This window comes from Streptomyces sp. Q2 (assembly GCF_056820935.1).
The window spans coordinates 206,734-225,547 of the sequence record NZ_JBXEJE010000005.1 but is presented as its reverse complement, the minus strand read 5'-3'; the positions used below and the strand labels follow the sequence as shown (position 1 = coordinate 225,547).

At 72.5% G+C, this 18,814-nt stretch carries 15 protein-coding genes; 11 read left to right on the top strand and 4 right to left on the bottom strand.

Annotated elements, in window-relative coordinates:
* Positions 1 to 189: 189 nt before the first annotated feature.
* A complete protein-coding gene (locus ACWBNA_RS08080) occupies positions 190 to 1,005 on the top strand; it encodes an MHYT domain-containing protein (RefSeq protein WP_482703527.1) in 816 nt (271 codons plus the stop codon).
* A 48-nt stretch (positions 1,006 to 1,053) separates the two neighbouring features.
* Positions 1,054 to 3,057, top strand: a complete 2,004-nt coding sequence (locus ACWBNA_RS08075) for a sensor histidine kinase (RefSeq protein ID WP_482703526.1) — start codon at positions 1,054 to 1,056, stop codon at positions 3,055 to 3,057.
* Positions 3,058 to 3,121: 64 nt separating this feature from the next.
* Here the strand turns inward: ACWBNA_RS08075 and ACWBNA_RS08070 are convergent, their stop codons facing one another.
* Positions 3,122 to 4,213 carry an alpha/beta hydrolase-fold protein gene (locus tag ACWBNA_RS08070; protein ID WP_482703525.1) on the bottom strand — a complete coding sequence of 364 codons (1,092 nt, stop codon included), beginning with the start codon at positions 4,211 to 4,213 and terminating at the stop codon, positions 3,122 to 3,124.
* 106 nt (positions 4,214 to 4,319) lie between these two features.
* On the opposite strand from ACWBNA_RS08070, the gene ACWBNA_RS08065 reads away from it, so the two are divergent.
* The 7 genes from ACWBNA_RS08065 to ACWBNA_RS08035 all read left to right on the top strand — a co-directional run bounded on the left by ACWBNA_RS08065 (position 4,320) and on the right by ACWBNA_RS08035 (position 11,286).
* Positions 4,320 to 4,532 carry an MbtH family protein gene (locus ACWBNA_RS08065; protein WP_482703524.1) on the top strand — a complete coding sequence of 71 codons (213 nt, stop codon included), beginning with the start codon at positions 4,320 to 4,322 and terminating at the stop codon, positions 4,530 to 4,532.
* A gap of 8 nt (positions 4,533 to 4,540) precedes the next feature.
* Complete coding sequence (locus ACWBNA_RS08060; protein WP_482703563.1) at positions 4,541 to 6,118, top strand: amidohydrolase; 1,578 nt, start codon at positions 4,541 to 4,543, stop codon at positions 6,116 to 6,118.
* Positions 6,115 to 6,345, top strand: coding sequence for a hypothetical protein (locus tag ACWBNA_RS08055; RefSeq protein ID WP_482703523.1), 231 nt, complete (start codon positions 6,115 to 6,117; stop codon positions 6,343 to 6,345). Before ACWBNA_RS08060 ends, ACWBNA_RS08055 begins: the two co-directional genes overlap by 4 nt.
* Positions 6,346 to 6,464: 119 nt before the next feature.
* On the top strand, positions 6,465 to 8,291 hold the full coding sequence (locus ACWBNA_RS08050; RefSeq protein ID WP_482703522.1) for a gamma-glutamyltransferase family protein: 1,827 nt from the start codon (positions 6,465 to 6,467) through the stop codon (positions 8,289 to 8,291).
* A gap of 118 nt (positions 8,292 to 8,409) precedes the next feature.
* Positions 8,410 to 9,252: an inositol monophosphatase family protein gene (locus ACWBNA_RS08045; RefSeq protein ID WP_482703521.1), complete on the top strand. Its 843-nt coding sequence runs from the start codon at positions 8,410 to 8,412 to the stop codon at positions 9,250 to 9,252.
* Between the two features lie 118 nt (positions 9,253 to 9,370).
* Complete coding sequence (locus tag ACWBNA_RS08040; RefSeq protein ID WP_482703520.1) at positions 9,371 to 10,780, top strand: phytoene desaturase family protein; 1,410 nt, start codon at positions 9,371 to 9,373, stop codon at positions 10,778 to 10,780.
* Positions 10,777 to 11,286: an O-acetyl-ADP-ribose deacetylase gene (locus tag ACWBNA_RS08035; protein WP_482703519.1), complete on the top strand. Its 510-nt coding sequence runs from the start codon at positions 10,777 to 10,779 to the stop codon at positions 11,284 to 11,286. Before ACWBNA_RS08040 ends, ACWBNA_RS08035 begins: the two co-directional genes overlap by 4 nt.
* 90 nt (positions 11,287 to 11,376) lie before the next feature.
* Here the strand turns inward: ACWBNA_RS08035 and ACWBNA_RS08030 are convergent, their stop codons facing one another.
* Positions 11,377 to 11,901, bottom strand: a complete 525-nt coding sequence (locus ACWBNA_RS08030) for a MarR family winged helix-turn-helix transcriptional regulator (protein ID WP_482703518.1) — start codon at positions 11,899 to 11,901, stop codon at positions 11,377 to 11,379.
* A gap of 316 nt (positions 11,902 to 12,217) precedes the next feature.
* On the opposite strand from ACWBNA_RS08030, the gene ACWBNA_RS08025 reads away from it, so the two are divergent.
* Complete coding sequence (locus tag ACWBNA_RS08025; RefSeq protein ID WP_482703517.1) at positions 12,218 to 16,129, top strand: glycoside hydrolase family 2 TIM barrel-domain containing protein; 3,912 nt, start codon at positions 12,218 to 12,220, stop codon at positions 16,127 to 16,129.
* A 482-nt stretch (positions 16,130 to 16,611) separates the two neighbouring features.
* Here the strand turns inward: ACWBNA_RS08025 and ACWBNA_RS08020 are convergent, their stop codons facing one another.
* Positions 16,612 to 16,797 (bottom strand): hypothetical protein, encoded by a 186-nt coding sequence (locus ACWBNA_RS08020; protein ID WP_482703516.1) that lies wholly within the window; start codon positions 16,795 to 16,797, stop codon positions 16,612 to 16,614.
* Positions 16,781 to 17,143: an ArsR/SmtB family transcription factor gene (locus ACWBNA_RS08015; RefSeq protein WP_482703515.1), complete on the bottom strand. Its 363-nt coding sequence runs from the start codon at positions 17,141 to 17,143 to the stop codon at positions 16,781 to 16,783. Before ACWBNA_RS08015 ends, ACWBNA_RS08020 begins: the two co-directional genes overlap by 17 nt.
* A 145-nt stretch (positions 17,144 to 17,288) precedes the next feature.
* On the opposite strand from ACWBNA_RS08015, the gene ACWBNA_RS08010 reads away from it, so the two are divergent.
* On the top strand, positions 17,289 to 18,803 hold the full coding sequence (locus ACWBNA_RS08010) for an AlkA N-terminal domain-containing protein (RefSeq protein ID WP_482703514.1): 1,515 nt from the start codon (positions 17,289 to 17,291) through the stop codon (positions 18,801 to 18,803).
* Positions 18,804 to 18,814 lie beyond the last annotated feature (11 nt).

Below are 18,814 nucleotides of genomic sequence, written 5' to 3'. Positions count from 1 at the left end.
GAAAGTACAGGCACCGTAAGGGGTATGTGAAGCACTTGCGCGCAAACGGGTCCGTAACCCACACCGCAGTACTTTAACCCTCACCGACCTTCGGCAAGCAGTGGCGCGATCTCGTTCCCCCGGGTCTCTGTTACCGGCGGTACCTACGTGCGCGCTGAGCTCTCCGCCCGGCGGGCGAGAGGGGTCCCCGTGGGACACATGGACCATTTCAGCGCCGGATGGGTCACTCCCGTCCTCTCCTACGTCATGGCCTGTGTCGGCTCGGCGCTCGGCCTGCGGTGCACGGTCAGGGCCCTGGAGGCCGACGGCGCCTCGAAACGGAACTGGCTGACGCTGGCCTCGTTCGCGATCGGCTCAGGCATCTGGACCATGCACTTCGTCGCGATGATGGGCTTCAGCGTCGAGGGCACCCCCATCCGCTACGACGTCCCGCTCACCGTCCTCAGCCTCGTCATGGCCATCGCCGTCGTCAGCGCCGGCGTCTTCACCGCCGGATACGGGCGTTCGCGCATCGTCTCGGTGGCGCTCGGCGGGCTCGGCACCGGACTGGGTGTCGCCGCCATGCACTACGCCGGCATGGCCGCGCTCAACCTGCACGGCACGGTCGGATACGACCCGTTCCTCGTCGTCACCTCCGTCGTGATCGCCGTCGTCGCCGCGACCGCCGCGCTCACCCTCACCCTCATCGTGCGCGGCCCCGTCCTCGCGGCCGTCGCCGCGCTCGTCATGGGGCTCGCGGTCAGCAGCATGCACTACACCGCCATGTACGCCGTCGACGTCCGCCTCGCGCCCAGCAGCGCCGAGCTGCCCGGGGCCACCGCCACCGAGTTCCTCTTCCCGCTCGCCGTCGTGCTCGGCTCGTTCCTCTTCCTCACCTCCGCGTACGTGGCGCTCTCCCCGACCGGCAAGCGCGCCGAGTCCGTCGCCGCCGAACTGCTGCGCGAGGTCGAGCTCTCCACCGCGACCGCCGCCACGCCCGCTCCCGCCACCACCGCGACCGCCTGAGCCGCACGTCCGCGAAGCCGCACCGCACACCCTCGAAGAGGTATCCCCATGTCTGTCACCCGTGCAACGGAACGGCTGCGCCCCAGATCGGTCCGGGCCAAGATCGTCGCCCTGCTCATGCTGCCCATCGTGTCCCTCATGGCACTGTGGGGCTTCGCCGCGGTGACCACGGCCTCCAGCATCGGCGAAACCCAGCGGGTCAAGGACGTCAACGCCGAACTCCTCACCCCCCTCGACGGGTTCGTCAGCGCCCTGCAGAACGAGCGCACCGCCGCCCCCCGCCACGCCGCCGCGCCGGACCCGGCCGGCCTCGACACGATCGAGGAAGCCCGGAACGCCACCGACAAGGCCGCCAACGCCTTCCGAGACGGCGCCGACGCCGCCACCGCTGACGCCGAACTCCTCGACGCGGGGCTGCCCGCCCGCATCGACCGCCTGGAGGCCGACGTGCGCGGACTCACGGCGCTGCGCGCGCGGACCGACGCCAAGGGCGCCGCCCAGGCGGCGTTCACGGGGTACTCGACGGTCATCGAGGACGCCTTCGCCGTCACCGGCGCGCTCACCGGCGAGAACGGCATCCACGCGGCATCCGAGGCACGGGTCGTCCTCGAACTCGCCCGCGCCCGCGAGGCCGTGGCCCAGGAACAGGCCCTCCTCGCCGCGGGGAGCGGGGCAGGCAAGCTCACCACGGAGCAGTACGCGCTGTTCGCCGGGGCCGTCGCCACCCAGCGGGAGCTGCTCAAGCCCGCGGTCGCCGACCTGAAGCCGGCGCACCGGGAGGCGTTCAACGCGGTCCTGCACAGCGGGAGTTACGACGCGCTCGCGGCCGGTGAGGACCGGGTGCGCGGTGCCGGGCCCGGTACCCCGGTCGTCTCCGCGGGCTTCCTGAGGGACTGGGACAACGGCGCCGACGCCGTGCTGGAGGGTCTCGCCGAGGCCCAGTCGGGCGCCGGCACGGGCGCCACGGCCAAGGCCGACCCGTTCGGCTGGGACACGCTGGGCGCTTCCGGCGTCGCCGTCATCCTCGGTCTGGTGGGGGTGCTGCTGTCGCTGCTGGTGTCCGTGGGCGTCGGCCGCGGGCTCATCGTCGAACTGCTCGACCTGCGCGACTCCGCCCTGGAGGTCGCCGGGCGCCGGCTGCCGCGGGCCATGCGCAGACTGCACGCCGGACAGGGCGTGGACATCGACGCGGAGGCCCCGATGCGCCGCCTCGTCGGTGACGAACTCGCCCAGGTGGGCACCGCGCTCACCGCCGTGCAGCGGGCCGCGCTCAAGGCGGCCTCCGAGCGCGCCGAACTGCTCAGCGGCATCTCCGGGGTGTACGTCAGCCTCGCCCGCCGCAGCCAGGTGCTGCTGCACCGCCAGCTCGACCTGCTCCACCAGCTGGAGCAGCGCCCGCGCGACCCGGCCGAGACGCAGGACCTGTACCAGGTCGACCACCTCGCCACCCGGATGCGCCGCCACTCCGAGAGCCTGCTCATCCTGTCCGGCGTCGCGCCCGGACGCGGCTGGCGCGACCCCATCCCGCTGGCGGACGTCCTGCGGGCCGCGGTCGCGGAGATCGAGCAGCCGGGCCGGGTCCAGATCTGGGCCGTACCGCGCGTCTCCCTCCACGGCGGCGCCGTCGCCGACGTCATCCACCTGCTCGCCGAACTCGTCGAGAACGCGGCCTCCTTCTCACCGCCCAGCGCCCATGTCCAGCTGCGGGCCGGCCGGCTGCGCGAGGGCCTCCTCATCGAGATCGAGGACAGCGGCTTCGGCATGAACGAGGAGGCGTTGGCCGAGGCCAACCGCAAGATCCAGTCCGAGAACGTCGATCTGCTCGACGCCAAGCAGATCGGACTGTTCGTGGTCAACCGCATCGCCGCCCGGCAGGGCCTGAGCGTCGAACTGCGCTCCTCGGCGAGCGGAGGCGCCACGGCCGCCGTCCTCATCAGCGAGAACCTGATACAGGACGACATGCCGGTGCACGACGCGGTGCTCCCCGACGGCCAGGACGACGGCCGGGCACTGGCCCCGGCAGCGGCGTTGATCCCGCGGCAGCGGGGGTGACGAGGGCCGTGGGCAGAAGGGCCGCACCGCCGAGCCCGGCGTCCCGCTCGGCGGCCGGCACGCGCTAGGCGAGCGCCCAGGCGACGTCCCTGAGCAGGGCGTGCCGCCAGCCCGCCCGGTCGTGGCCCGACGGTGACCGGGAGACCCGTACGGTCGCTCCGGCCTGTTGTGCCAGCGTCTCGGTCAGTTCGCAGTGGGGCAGCATCCGCGTCTCGTGTTCCCCCACGTCGAACGCGACCCGCAGACCGGAGAGGTCCGGGCGCTCCCGCAGGCGCGCGGCGACGGTGCCGCCGACCGGGCCGCCCAGCGGGTCGGCGAGACCGGGCGCGTGGGGTGTCCACCAGAACGACCCCGACTGGCAGGCGACGCGGGACACCAGGTCCGGGAACTCCAGTGCCGCGTACAGCGCGCTCAGCCCGCCGAGGCTCTGCCCGGCGACCACCAGCCGGTCCCGGTCCGCGGGTACGCCGGTTTCCGCCACCAGCGGCAGCAGTTCGTCCCGGACCGCCTCCCACAGCTCGGGCCGGCACCCGAACTCGGCCCCCCTGTCCGCGGCCGGAAGGAAGACGAGCGTGACCGGCGGCATCTCGCCGTGGGCGACGGCCGAGTCGAACGCGGTCATGGCCGGGTGCAGGTACAGCCAGTCGTCCCCGTCCAGCAGCAGGACCACCGGCCCGCCGCCGCCCGCCGGGTGGACCCGCACGGTGCGCCGCCCGCCGAGCTGTGCGCTGTTCCAGCGGATCCGGGTGCGCGGGACGGGCAGGACGTCATCGGCGCCGAGGTCGGGCCAGTGCGGCTGGGCGGGGGCGTCCGGGGTGGCGGCGACGGACCGGTCACCGCCCGCACCGACCGGGTTGAGCGGGTCGGCGTACGCCGCGTCCCCGGCGAGGAACTGGTAGGTCACCCGCAGCCGCGCGGGCATGCGCACCTCGGCGTACCAGCAGTCCGTGTCACCCCACCGGCGCAGGGGAACCGGCTCCGACCAGCTCTCGAAGCCGACGCTCGCCGGTTCCGGCCCGCGCCGCAGGAACAGGGTCACCCAGCCCTCGCCGTCGGGTATCGCCGCGGGTGTCCTCGCGCTCGCCCAGAACGCGTCGGTGCCGGGCGCGCCCGGCAGTCCGAACGCGGCGAAGGTGTCGTCCCCCGCCAACCTCATGAACGCACCAACCTCATGAACGTCTCCTTGTGGAGCGGAAAGCGAGAAGGCTAAGCTCTCGTTTGATTAGGCGAGCCTAACCTTATTCTTTCAGGAGGCCCCGCACATGAGCACCAATCCCTTCGACGACGCCGACGGCCGTTTCCTCGTCCTGGTGAACGACGAGGGCCAGCACTCGCTCTGGCCGTCCTTCGCGCAGGTGCCCGGCGGATGGACGGTCGTCTTCGACGAGAACACCCGTCAGGCGTGCCTGGACCACATCGAGGCGAACTGGACCGATCTGCGCCCCCGGTCCCTCGCGACGTCCATGGACGCCTGACCTTCATGGTGCTCTGCACCAGACTGACGAACGCCCGCTTCCTCACCATGGACCCCGGCCACCCCGTCGCCCACGACCTGGGCATCTGGCAGGGCCGGATCGCCGGCCTGGACGAGGCCGTGACCTCCCTGCCCGCACGCGAGGTGATCGACCTGCAGGGCGCCACCGTGCTCCCCGGGTTCATCGACGCCCACGTGCACCTGGCCTGGACCGGGTTCAAGGAGAACACCCCGAGCATCGCGGGGCGCACGCGCGTCGACGACGTGCTGGCCGTCGTGGAGGAGGCCGTCATCCGCAAGGGCACACCCGGCGCCTGGGTGAGCATCGCCGGATACGACCAGCGGGCCCTGGGGCGCCACCTGACCGCCGCCGAACTCGACACGGTCAGCCACGGACACAAGCTGTTCCTGCTGCACGACTCCGGGCACGGCTGCGTCGTCAACTCCGCCGTGCTCGACCTGCTCCCCGCCGACCTGTCCCGCGACGGCGGCTTCCTCGCCGAGGGAGCCATGGGCGCCGCCCGCGTCCTGCGCCTGCCGTACTCCCAGCGGGAGTTGGCCGAGGCGATCGGGCGCGCCGCCCGGACCTGCCTGGCCGAGGGCGTCACCGCCTGCGCCGAGGCGGGCATCGGCGGCACCCTTGTGGGCCACAGCCCGGTCGAGCTGGGCGCCTACCAACTCGCCCGCGAGGAAGGCCTGCTGCCGCTGCGCGTGCAGCTCATGGTGTCCGCCGACCGGCTGCACCCGGTCGCGGCACACGAGGCCGACGGCATTCCCCGGTCCCTCGACCTGGGCCTGCGCACCGGGTTCGGCGACGACCGCCTGTCCGTGGGCGCGCTGAAGATCTTCACCGACGGCGGCATGATGGCCCGCACCGCCGCGCTCAGCAGCCCCTACGAAGGGCTCGCCCACGCGGGCCAGTTGCAGGACGACCCGGACGTCCTCGCGGACACGATCGTGGACGGCCACCTCGCCGGATGGCAGCTCGCCGTCCACGCCATCGGCGACCGCGCCGCCGACATCGCCCTGGACGCCCTGGAACGCGCCCAGCGCCTGCGGCCGCGCCCCGGCGCCCGGCACCGCATCGAACACGCCGGCCTGATCCGCCCCGACCAGCTCCCGCGCTTCGCACGGCTCGGTGTCAGCGCGGTCGTCCAGCCCAACTTCCTGCGCTACTTCGGCGACGACTACGCGGCGATCATGGGGGAGGAGCGGGCCCCATGGCTCTACCGCGGCAGGGCGTTCCTGGACCGGGGCATCACGCTCGTCGGCAGTTCCGACCGCCCCGTCACGGACGGATCCCCGCTGCGAGCCGTCCAGTTCATGGTCGAGCGCGCCTCCGAGTCCGGCCAGGTGATCGGCCCGGACGAGGCCCTCACCGTCGACGAGGCCCTGCGCGCCTACACCGTCGCCGGCGCCTTCGCCTGCCACTGGGACGACCGACTCGGAAGCCTCACCCCGGGCAAGCTCGCCGACCTGGTCGTACTCGGCGACGACCCCCGGCGCGTCGATCCGTCGCGCATCGCGGACATCGAGGTCGTGGCGACGTACGTCGACGGCCGCCACACCGGAAAGGCGGCCGCGTGAGCCGGAAGACGACGACTGTGGACAGCTACGCGCATCTCTGGGACGACGGCAGGTCCCGGTACCGCTGGGTCATCTGGCACTCCGCCGGAAAGACCCTGGTCTTCGACCGGGAGACCAACTGCCCGGCGGACACGGGCGACGACGCGCTCCTGCCCGAGGTGCTGCGCAGGATGCGCGAGGCGGGCGTCCCCGAGACCGCCGACTATCCGGGCCGCCCCTGCGGGTGAGCGAGACGCCGAGCGCGCGCCGCCGCGTACCGGGCCGGCCACGCCGGGAGGGCGGCCGATAGCCTGCCGGGGGAGCACCGGGCCGGCCGATGCGCGCGAACAGCGAGGTGAGAGGTCGTATGTTCACCACCCGCCCCACTCTCCAGGGCACCTTCGGCATGGTGTCCTCCACCCACTGGCTGGCCTCGCAGTCGGCGATGGCGGTACTGGAGGACGGCGGGAACGCGTACGACGCCGCCGTCGCGGGGGCGTTCGTCCTGCACGTCGTCGAACCGCACCTGAACGGGCCCGCCGGCGAGGTGCCGATTCTGCTCGCCCCGGCGGGCGGCGAGGTGCGGGTCCTGTGCGGGCAGGGTGTCGCGCCGGGCGGGGCGACCGTCGCCCACTACCGGGGGCTCGGGCTGGACCTCGTCCCCGGTACCGGGCCGCTCGCCGCCGCCGTCCCCGGTGCCTTCGACGCCTGGATGCTCCTGCTGCGGGACTACGGCACCAAGTCCCTTGCCGACGTGCTGAAGTACGCCATCGGGTACGCCGAACACGGGCACGCGCCCGTGGAGAACGTCGGGGCGACCGTCGATTCCGTACGGGAGTTGTTCGAGACGCAATGGACCTCGTCGGCGGAGGTCTACCTGCCGGGCGGGAAGGCACCGCGGCCAGGTGAGCTGTTCCGCAATCCGGCCCTCGCCGCCACCTGGAAGCGGCTGCTCGCGGAGGTCGACGGCGCCGGTGGCCGGGACGCGCGGATCGAGGCCGCGCGGGAGGTGTGGCGGAGCGGATTCGTCGCCGAGGCACTGGTGCGCCAGGCGCGGCGGCCCACCATGGACACCAGCGGCGAGCGGCACACCGGTATGCTCACGGCCGCCGATCTCGCCGGCTGGTCCGCCACGTACGAGTCGCCGGCGACGTACGACTGGAACGGCTGGACCGTGTGCAAGGCCGGCCCCTGGAGTCAGGGACCGGTCCTCCTCCAGCAGCTCGCACTGCTCCCGCCCGAGCTGCCCCGGTACGGTTCCGCCGACTACGTGCACCTGCTGATCGAGGGCTGCAAGCTCGCCATGGCCGACCGGGAGGCCTGGTACGGCGACGCGACCGGGGTACCGCTCGGCGCACTGCTGTCGGACGAGTACAACGCGGGGCGGCGGGAGCTCGTCGGTGACAGGGCCTGCCACGAGCTGCGGCCCGGCAGTCCGGGCGGGCGCGCTCCGCGGCTGAGCGCTCACGCGCGCGTGGTCGTCGGCGACGAGGCCGGGTTCGACGCGGTCGGCGTCGGTGAGCCCACCGTCGCCAAACACTCCACGTCCCCGGTGCCCGGCGAGCCCGAGGTCGGTGCCGACGGGCTCACCCGGGGCGACACCTGCCACCTCGACGTCGTCGACCGTTGGGGCAACATGGTCGCCGCCACGCCCAGCGGAGGCTGGCTGCAGTCCAACCCCGTCGTGCCCGAGCTGGGCTTCCCGCTCGGTACCCGGCTCCAGATGACCTGGCTGGAGGAGGGCCTGCCGAACTCCCTCACCCCGGGCCGCCGCCCCCGCACCACGCTCACGCCCTCGATCGCACTGCTTGACGGGATGCCGGTCATGGCGTTCGGGACGCCCGGCGGGGACCAGCAGGACCAGTGGCAGCTGCACTTCTTCCTCGCCCTCGCGCTGCGTGCCCCGGTCCGGGGCGGACTCGACCTGCAGGGCGCGATCGACGCCCCGAACTGGCACAACGACAGCTTCCCCGGCTCCTTCTACCCGCGCGGCATGCGCCCGGGCAGCGTCACCGTGGAGTCCCGCACGGCGAAGGACGTGGTGGCCCAGCTGCGGCGGCGCGGGCACGACGTGACCGTCGGCGAGCCCTGGTCGGAGGGCCGGCTGTGCGCCGTCGCACGGGACCCGGAGACCGGGATCCTGTCGGCGGCGGCCAACCCACGGGGCATGCAGGGGTACGCGGTGGGCCGCTGAAGACGGCCGCCGGGCCACCGGGGCCCCGGCGCCGCGTGAACCCCGGTGTTCACGGTGATTCCACCCGCCGTGCACGGGCTGGGTGGGGATTGTCAGTCACGCGTGCTCTCATGGAGTCATGATCGAAGAGACGGAAACCATCGACGAGTTTCTCACCCGGCACGCGGCCGACGTGGAGGAAGCGGTGCGCAAGGCGGCCGCGGCCGAGATCATGCCGCGCTTTCGTCGGCTCGCCGCGCACGAGGTCGACCAGAAGAACGGTCCGCACGATCTTGTGACGGACGCCGACCGCAAGGCGGAGCAGTACCTCACCGAGGTGCTCGGTGCCCTGCTGCCCGGCTCGGTCGTGGTCGGCGAGGAGGCGGTGCACGCCAACCCGGCGTCGTACGAGGCGATCCAGGGCGACACCCCGGTCTGGATCGTCGATCCGGTCGACGGGACACGACAGTTCGTGCACGGCGACCCCGGGTTCTGCACCCTCGTGGCGCTCGCACAGGGCGGAGTCCTGCGCGCCTCGTGGACGTATGCGCCGGCCCGCGACCAGCTCGCCACGGCCGTGCGCGGACAGGGCGCGTTCCTCGACGGCGCGCGACTGCGCTCCGGCACCCCGGAAACCGGCCGTGACCTGCGCATAGCCACCTCCCACCCCGACTACACGACCGACGAGCAGAAGCACGCGCTGCTCGGGCTGTGGACCGAGGGCGTGGCACCGCGCGCGTGCGGCTCGGCCGGCCTGGAATATCTCGCCGTCGCCCGCGGCGAGTTGGACGCCACGGCCTTCTCGTGGGAGGCGGCCTGGGACCACGCCGCAGGCCTGCTCCTGGTCGAGGAGGCGGGCGGCGCGCACCTGACCCTCACGGGCGAGCCGTTCCGCATCACGGGCCACAACACGCTCCCGTTCACCGCGGCCCGGGACGCGGCCACGGCCCGCCGGGTGCTGGGGCTGCTGACACCGGGGTAGCACCCGAGGGCGCCCGTCGGCCGGGGGAGGGCGCCCCGCGGGCCGGTGCCGGCGGTCCTCCGTCATATCCTGATCCGTACAGGCCATCGGCTGACGAAGGGGTCCGAAGGTGCCGTCGATGCTCGATGTGGTCGTGGTGGGTGCGGGACCGAACGGGCTGACCGCTGCCGTTGAATTGGCCCGCCGGGGCTTTTCCGTGGCCCTCTTCGAGGCCCGCGACACCGTCGGCGGGGGAGCGCGCACCGAGGAGCTCACCCTCCCCGGCTTCCGGCACGACCCGTGCTCCGCGGCCCACCCCCTCGGTATCAACTCACCCGCGTTCCGCGCACTGCCCCTGGAGCGCTACGGCCTGGAGTGGCTGCACGCCGACCTGCCCATGGCGAACCCGCTCCCCGACGGCACCGCGGCCGTGCTCGCGCGGTCGGTCGGTGAGACGGCCGCCTCCTTCGGACCGCGAGACGCGGGGACGTACCGCAGGCTCGTCGAGCCCTTCCTGCCCAAGTGGGACACCCTGGCCCGGGACTTCATGTCGCTGCCGCTCACCGCGCTGCCCCGGGACCCGGTCACCCTCGCCCGCTTCGGCCTGGCCGGCCTGCCCCCCTCGACCTGGCTGATGCGCCGCTTCCGCGACGAGCGGGCGAAGACCCTGTTCGCCGGCCTCGTCGCGCATGTGATGGCCCCGCTCGGCGGCTTCGCCACCGGCGCCGTCGGCCTGGTCTTCGCCCTCGCCGCGCACGCCCGCGGCTGGCCCGTGGCCCGCGGAGGCTCCCAGTCCATCTCCGACGCCCTGGCCGCGTATCTGCGGGACCTCGGGGGCACCATCCACACGGACTTCGAGGTCAAGCGCCTCGACGACCTGCCGCCGGCGCGGGCGTACGTCTTCGACACCTCGCCCACCGCGCTGGCCCGCATCGCAGGCTTCGGCCGCTACTACGAGGGCTACCGGTACGGCCCCGGAGTCTTCAAGATCGACTACGCCCTGGACGGCCCCGTGCCCTGGACCGCGGAGCCGGCGCGCAGGGCCACCACCGTGCAGATCGGCGCGGACAGCGCGGAGGTCGGCGCCGCCCTGCGCGCGGCGTCGCGGGAGGGCCGCGCACCCGACCGGCCCTTCATGATCACCGTGCAGCCCAGCCTCGTCGACCCCACCCGGGCCCCGGCCGGCCAGCACGTCTTCTGGGCGTACGGCCATGTCCCCAGCGGCTGGACCGGGGACCTCACCGACGCCATGGAACGCCAACTGGAGCGGTTCGCCCCCGGGTTCCGCGACCGCGTCCTCGCCCGCGCGACCGCCGGACCGGCCGAACTCATGGCCCGCAACGCCAACTACATCGGTGGTGACATCGCCTCCGGCGCGGTCACCGGACTCCAGATCATGCTCCGGCCCAAGCTGTCCCTGTTCCCGTACGGCACCCCGCACCCGGCCGTCTTCATCTGCTCCTCGGCCACCCCGCCGGGCCCGGGCGTGCACGGCATGTCGGGTCACAACGCGGCCAAGGCCGTGTGGAGGAGGCTGCGCCGGACATGACCACGATCACGCTCGTCCAGGGCGACATCACCCGGCAGAGCGCCGACGCGATCGTCAACGCGGCGAACTCCTCCCTGCTCGGCGGCTCGGGCGTCGACGGCGCCATCCACCGCCGCGGCGGCCCCGCGATCCTCGAGGACTGCCGCAGACTCCGGGCTTCTCACTACGGCAAGGGCCTGCCGACCGGCCGGGCGGTCGCCACGACCGCCGGCGAACTGGATGCCCGCTGGGTGATCCACACGGTCGGCCCGCGCTACTCCACCGAGGAGGACCGCTCGGAGCTGCTGGCCTCCTGCTACCGGGAGTCGCTCAGGATCGCCGACGAGCTGGGCGCCCGTACGGTGGCCTTCCCCGCCGTCTCCGCGGGCATCTACGGCTGGCCGATGGACGACGCCGCCCGGATCGCGGTGGAGACGGTACGGGCGACGGACACGGCGGTCGAGGAGGTCAGGTTCGTCCTCTTCGACGAGCGGGCGTACGAGGCGTTCGCAGGGTACGTGCGCTGAGCTGTTGCGCTGCTGAGCGCCGACCTGTCCACCCGCACCCCCGCTGCCCCGCCGCCGTCGCCGCCGTCGCCGCCTTCGACGGCGCGGCGGTCAGGACCCGGTCGCCGGACGCGCGGCGCGGGTTCGCGGCCGTGACCGGGCCAGTCCGGACTCCACGGCGGTGAGCAGGGCGAGGGCCGCGTCGAGGTGGGTGGCGTCGTGGCCGGCGGCCGCGGCCACGGCCGTGGCCCATTCGCGGCGGACCAGGGCGTAGTTGGCGCGGCCGTGGTCGGTGGTGTGGACGGTGACCCCGCGTCCGTCGCCCGGGTCGGCGCGTCGCTCGATGAGCCCCTTCTGTTCGAGGCCCCGCAGGACGGTGGAGAGGTTGGTGCGCTGCAGCCCGGTCGCCGTGGCGATCCGGCTCGGCGGAGCGGCGTGGTCGTGCTGCAGGTGGCGCATCACCATGCCCTCGGACGGTGACAGGGGAACGGCCTGCTCGTCGGCGTATCCGCGGAACTGCACCTCCCGGCTGATGATCAGCACCAGGTCGGCCAGTTCGGCCCACCGCCGCTCGTCCTCCGGTCCGGCCGCCGTGCCCGTCTCGTGTGCTTGATCCTCCGCTTGTTCCTCCGTCACGGCTCCAGGGTACGGGGTTGGCGCCCAGTAGTTATGAGGACATATTCACGACGAATTTATAGTTATGTCGACATAGCTTTCATCGGGCGACGTGATGGGAGCTGTCATGACGGCCACCGCCCCTCCGGTCGCGGGTGGCAGGTCCGATGGCTCAACAGGACCGCACAAAGTCCGACAGGATCATTGCTTCGATTGTGTGCGAGTTTTAGGGTTCCCCTGGCTCAGTAGTTGCCCCTGTTGTCAGCAGCCCTGTTCTGACCCACCTGACGCACCCTCAGTCCGCGCACCCCCAGTCGCACCGAGGAAGGCCACGGTCATGCCGCACCCGCACCCGCACCCGCACCCGAACGCGCATGTGTTCAGCCGCCGCCGTCTGCTGGAGGGAGGAGCCGCCGTTCTCGGCGCGTTCGCCCTGTCCGCGTCACCCGCCACCTCTTGGGCGGCCGGCCGGCGCACGGCGGCGGCCGACGCCTTACCCGAGTGGAACGGCAACATCGCCGTCTTCCGGCTGGGCACCGAGCCGCCGCACACCACCCTCATGCCGTACGCCGACGTCAGACAGGCCCTGGCCGGCGACCGCACGCGCTCCCCGTACCGGCTGAGCCTCGACGGCACGTGGAAGTTCGCCTACGCCGACCGCCCCGACGACCGGGGCGCCGACTTCCACCGCAACGACCTCGACGACAGCGACTGGGACACGATCCCAGTCCCCTCCGCGTGGCAGCTGCACGGCCACGACTTCCCGATCTACGTCAACATCACGTACCCCTGGTGGGGCCCCAACGGCCAGGGTGAGGAGGCGCAGCCGCCGGCCGCCCCCACCCGCTACAACCCCGTCGGCCAGTACCGGCGCACCTTCACCGTGCCGCGCGACTGGGACGGACGGCGAACGTTCCTGCACTTCGAAGGGGTCAAGTCAGCCCACTACGTCTGGATCAACGGGGAGCTGGTCGGCTACCACGAGGACTCCTACGACCCCGCCGAGTACGACATCACCCAGCACCTCAAGCCCGGCACCAACCAGATCGCCGTCGAGGTCTACCGCTACTCCGACGGCGACTGGCTGGAGGACCAGGACATGATCCGGCTGAGCGGCATCTTCCGCTCGGTCTACCTGTACTCCACGCCCGCCGTGCACCTGCGCGACTTCAAGCTGGACACCCCGCTGAGCGACGACCACAAGTCGGCCGAGCTGTCGGTGACGGCCGAGGTCCGGGACTACGGCGGGAAGGGCGGCGGTCAGTACTCCGTCGAGACCCAGCTGTACGACGCCGACCGGCACCCGGTGTGGTCCCGGCCGTTGCGGCAGACCGTCACGCTCGGCTCCGGCGAGGAGGCGACCGTACAGGCCGCGAAGGCCGTGCCCGCGCCGCGCCTGTGGTCGGCCGAACACCCGTACCTCTACACCGCCGTGCTCCGCCTGCGCGACCCGGCCGGCAAGGTGGTCGAGACCCTCTCCCACCGGGTCGGCCTGCGCGAGTTCGCGCTGAAGGACGGGCTGATGCGCATCAACGGCAAGCCGGTCTCCTTCCGGGGCACCAACCGCCACGAGATGCACCCCACCCGCGGCTCGGCGCTCACCCGGGCGGAGCTCGTCGAGGACATCGGCATCATCAAGCGGCTGAACATCAACAGCGTCCGCACCTCGCACTACCCCAACAACCCGCTGTGGCTGGAACTCGCCGACGAGTACGGCCTGTACCTCGTCGACGAGACCAACCTGGAGACCCACGGCATCCGCGGCGAGTACCCGGGCAACCACGCCGACTGGACCGAGGCCTGCGTGGCCCGCGCCCAGAACATGGTCCACCGCGACAAGAACCACGCCTCGGTCGTCATCTGGTCACTCGGCAACGAGGCGGGCGGCGGCAGCACCTTCAACGCCATGTACGACTGGATACGCTCCTACGACCCCACCCGCGTCATCCAGTACGAGGGCGACGACCGCCCGGGCATGAGCGACATCCGCTCCGAGATGTACGACAGCCCCTCCCGCGTCGAGGCCCGGGCCAAGGACACGAGCGACACCCGGCCGTACGTGATGATCGAGTACTCCCACGCGATGGGGAACTCCAGCGGCAACTTCAAGAAGTACTGGGACATCGTCCGCCGCTACGACGTGCTCCAGGGCGGCTGGATCTGGGACTTCGTCGACCAGGCCCTGAGCTGGCCCACCCCGACGCGCAAGCTGCTCACCGAGTCCGGGCCCGCCGCCCTGAACGGCGAGGTCATCGCCCCCAGCGGCACCTTCACCCGCGACGAAGGTGTCAGCGGCGGCACCGTCTTCGCCCGCGACGCGAGCCTCGACCTCACCGGCTCGCTGACCCTGGAGGCATGGTTCACCCCGCACTTCACCGGCGGCCACCAGCCGATCATCGCCAAGGGCGACACCCAGTACGCCCTGAAGCAGACCGACAGGACCCTGGAGTTCTTCATCCACGGCGGCGGCCAGTGGGTCACCGCGAGCTGGGCGCTGCCCGACGACTGGACCGGCCGCGAGCACCACGTCGCGGGCGTCTTCGACGCAGACGCCGGCACGCTGACCCTCCACGTCGACGGCTCGGTCCGGGCCACCCGCACGACCACCCGGCGTCCCGCAGTCAACACCGCGCCCCTGGCCCTGGCCACGGACGTGGACAACCCGACCCGCGAGTTCAGCGGCACCATCCGCCGGGCGCGCGTGTACGCCCGGGCGCTGAGCGCCGCGGACGTCGCTTCCGGCGGCCGCGGCCCCGGCGACGACGGCGTGCGGTTCTGGTTCGACGCCGCCACCGTCGGCCTCACCGAGAAGCGGCCCCGCGACAAGACGTTCTACGCCTACGGAGGCGACTGGGGCGACAACCCCAACGACGGCGCCTTCGCCGGGGACGGCATCATCACCGCCGACCGCGGCAGCACCGGCAAGGCCGTCGAGGTCAAGCAGGTCTACCAGGCGATCAACGCCGCGCCCGCCTCCGGCGACACCGTCACCTCGGGCCGGGTGACCCTCACCAACGAGTACCTGTTCACCAACGTCCGCGAGTTCGACGGCCGTTGGTCCCTCGTCGCCGACGGCGAGGTCGTACAACGCGGCAGGCTGAGCCGCGACCAGCTGGACGTCCCGCCGCTGACCGGCAAGGACATCACGGTTCCCGTGAAGGTCCCGGCGGACCCGGCGCCCGGCACGGAGTACTTCCTCCACCTCTCGTTCACCACCAAGGAGCCCACGAAGTGGGCGAAGGCCGGCTTCGAGGTGGCCAAGCAGCAACTCGCGGTCGACGCCGGCAGCCCGGCCGTGACGCCCGTGGCGCTGGGGAGCGTGCCGGCACTGCGCCACGTGGACGGCGAGAAGGCCGTCACCGTCCGGGGCAGCGGATTCTCCGTCACCGTCGACAAGACCAGCGGCACCATCACGTCGTACGAGGCCCGCGGTGTCCGTCTGATCACCTCTGGACCTGTGCCCAACTTCTGGCGGGCGCCCACCGACAACGACCGCGGCAACGGCCAGCACACCCGCAACCAGACCTGGCGCGACGCCGGCGCCCGGCGCACGGTCACCGACGTCCGCGTGCGGGCGCTGCGCGACCGGGCCGTCGAGATCAAGGTCAGCGGCACACTGCCGACGGCCGTCGAGTCGACGTACACCACCACGTACACGGTCTTCGGCAACGGCGAGATCAAGGTCGACAACACCCTGCACCCGGGTGCGGCGAGCCTGCCCTACATCCCCGAGGTCGGCACCCTGCTGTTCCTGCCGAAGCGCCTGGACCGCCTGCACTACTACGGCCGCGGCCCCGAGGAGAACATGTGGGACCGCAACAACGGCACCGACGTGGGCCTGTACTCCGGCACCGTCGCCGGGCAGTGGACGTCCTACCTGCGCCCGCAGGAGAACGGCAACAAGACCGACGTCCGCTGGGCAGCACTGACCGGCCGTGACGGGGTCGGGCTGCTCGTCAGCGGCGAACCGCTCCTGGAGGTCAACGCCTCGCACCTCACCCCGGAGGACCTGTCGGTCGGGGCCCGCCACGACTATCAGCTCACGCCGCGCGAGGAGGTCGTACTCCGCCTGAACCACCGGCAGATGGGCGTGGGCGGCGACAACAGCTGGGGCGCGCACACGCACGACGAGTACAAACTGTTCGCCAACCGCGACTACGCGTACACGTACCGGCTGCGTCCACTGACCGACGTCGACAAGGCGATGGCTGCCTCGCGGCGGCCGACGGGAACGGAGGTCTCTGGCTGACCGGGCCGGGGGCCTGTGGGTAGCACCCTCGGTCTGGTGGTGGGTCGGGGCCGCGCCGGGGGGTGTCCGTCCTCGGTCTGGCGCGGAATCGGTGTCTCACCGACTCACCGGGGTTGACGCGCCATCCGCTGCGGGCGGACACCCCCCGACACGTCCCCTTCCCGCCGTACGCGGGCGCGGCCAGTCCGTGGTGCTTCACTTTTCGGCTGACCGGGTGGGGTGATGGGTGGTGGGTGGTGGGTGGCGTGGGTCGGTGGGCGCGGCCAGTCTTTGGTGCTTCGCTTTTCGGCTGGCCGAGTCGGGTGGTGGGTGGGCATAGGCCGGGGGTCTGGGGGCGGAGCCCCCAGGGCGGTCACCGGCACGCCGGTCCCCTCACCGCACCCTGGCCGGACCTCCGCGCCGTACGCCCGCAGCAAGCGCAAGCGCAAGCGCAAGCACAAGAACGGGCCGCACGCCAGCAGCACCGCCAGTGCCCCGTACCCCTACGTCAGCGTCAGGGCTGCGGCAACCCGCGGCGCGAGCCCGCCGAGGACGAGCAGCGAGGTGACCGCGTACTCGGAGCCGCCGCCGAGGTTCGCGGCGATGCCGTGCGCCCCGAAGGCGGTGGTGAAGCCGGCCGCGTACTGCGGCCACAACCGGTGCGCCGGCGGGTCACTCGGAGGCGTCACTGAGGCCAAGGCGCAGATGCTCCACGTGGAAGACGGCCTGGTCGAGCAGCTCGGCGACATGGTGGTCGTGCAGCGCGTACACCACCGACCGGCCGCGGCGTTCGCCCACCACCAGACCGAGGTTGCGCAGCAGCCGCAGCTGGTGCGAGCACGCCGACTGCTCCATGCCCACCGCCGCCGCCAACTCCGTGGCCGGCAGCGGACCTTCGCGCAGCCGCGCCAGGATCAGCAGCCGGGAGGGTGTCGACAGGGCCTGGAGCGTGGTGGCCACCTTGGCGACATTGCCCGCGTCCAGGCGTACGCGCTCGGCGGCGTCCTGCGCGGCGGTGACGGCTCCATGACCCATGGCCGTATCCTACTCATCGCACATGATGGGATGAATGGTTCTTCATGTGTCCTCGGCCGCGCGTGATCCGGCCCGGCGCAGGGCGGCTGAGGTCGATGTCGGATTCTCGCCAGCTCTGGTCCCGTCACTGGACGATGCTGGACCCATGCAGATGGGGATGCACACCGACACCGAGCGCTGCGTACGCGCCGTGCAGTCCAAGGACGCCCGCTTCGACGGCTGGTTCTTCACGGCCGTCCTCACGACCCGGATCTACTGCCGGCCGAGCTGCCCGGTGGTGCCGCCCAAGCCCGAGAACATGACCTTCCACCCGAGTGCGGCGGCCTGCCAGCAGGCGGGCTTCCGGGCCTGCAAGCGCTGCCGGCCCGACACCAGCCCGGGCTCCCCGGAGTGGAACCAGCGCGCCGACCTCGTGGCCCGTGCCATGCGCCTGGTCGCCGACGGTGTCGTGGACCGCGAGGGCGTGCCCGGGCTCGCCACCCGGTTGGGCTACAGCACCCGGCAGGTCGAACGCCAGCTGTTCGCCGAACTGGGCGCGGGCCCCCTCGCCCTCGCCCGCGCCCAGCGCGCCCAGACGGCCAGGATCCTCATCGAGACCACGCCGCTCCCGATGGCGGAGATCGCCTTCGCCGCCGGTTTCGCCTCCATCCGCACCTTCAACGACACCGTGCGCGAGGTCTTCGCCCTGTCGCCCAGCGAACTGCGCGCCCGGCTGCCGAAGACCGACGCCAAGACGACCACCCAGGGTGCCGGGGCGCACGCCGGAGGTACACCGGGGGCCCTCACCCTCCGCCTCCCCTTCCGCACGCCCCTCAACCCGGACAACCTCTTCGGCCACCTCGCCGCGACCGCCGTCCCGGGCGTCGAGGAGTGGCGGGACGGCGCCTACCGGCGCACGCTCCGGCTGCCGTACGGCCACGGCATCGTGGCCCTCACCCCGCGGCCGGACCACATCGCCTGCCGCCTCACCCTCGGGGACCTGCGCGACCTGACCGTCGCCATCAGCCGCTGCCGCCGCCTCCTCGACCTGGACGCCGACCCGGTCGCCGTGGACGACCAGCTGCGCACGGATCCGCTCCTCGCCCCGCTGGTCGACAAGGCCCCCGGCCGGCGCGTGCCGCGCACGGTCGACGAGGCGGAGTTCGCCGTGCGCGCGGTACTGGGCCAACAGGTCTCCACCGCGGCGGCCCGCACGCACGCGGCCCGCCTGGTGACCGCCCACGGCGACCCGGTGGACGACCCCGAGGGCGGCCTCACCCACCTCTTCCCGGCACCCGAGGCGCTCGCCGCGGTGGACCCCGCGGCGCTGGCGATGCCCCGCACGCGCCGCACCACCTTCACCACGCTGGTGGCCCGACTCGCCGACGGAACACTGAACTTGGGGGTGGAGACCGACTGGTCGCAAACCCGCGCCCGACTGCTGGCCCTGCCCGGCTTCGGCCCCTGGACGGTCGACGTCATCGCGATGCGCGCCCTCGGCGACCCGGACGCCTTCCTCCCCACCGACCTCGGAATCCGGCGTGCCGCCCACGAGTTGGGCCTGCCCTCGACGCCGGCGGCGCTCACGGCCCGCGCGGCGGCCTGGCGGCCCTGGCGGGCGTACGCGGTCCAGTACCTGTGGGCGACGGACAGCCACCCGATCAATTTCCTTCCGGTATAGGACGTAGGGAT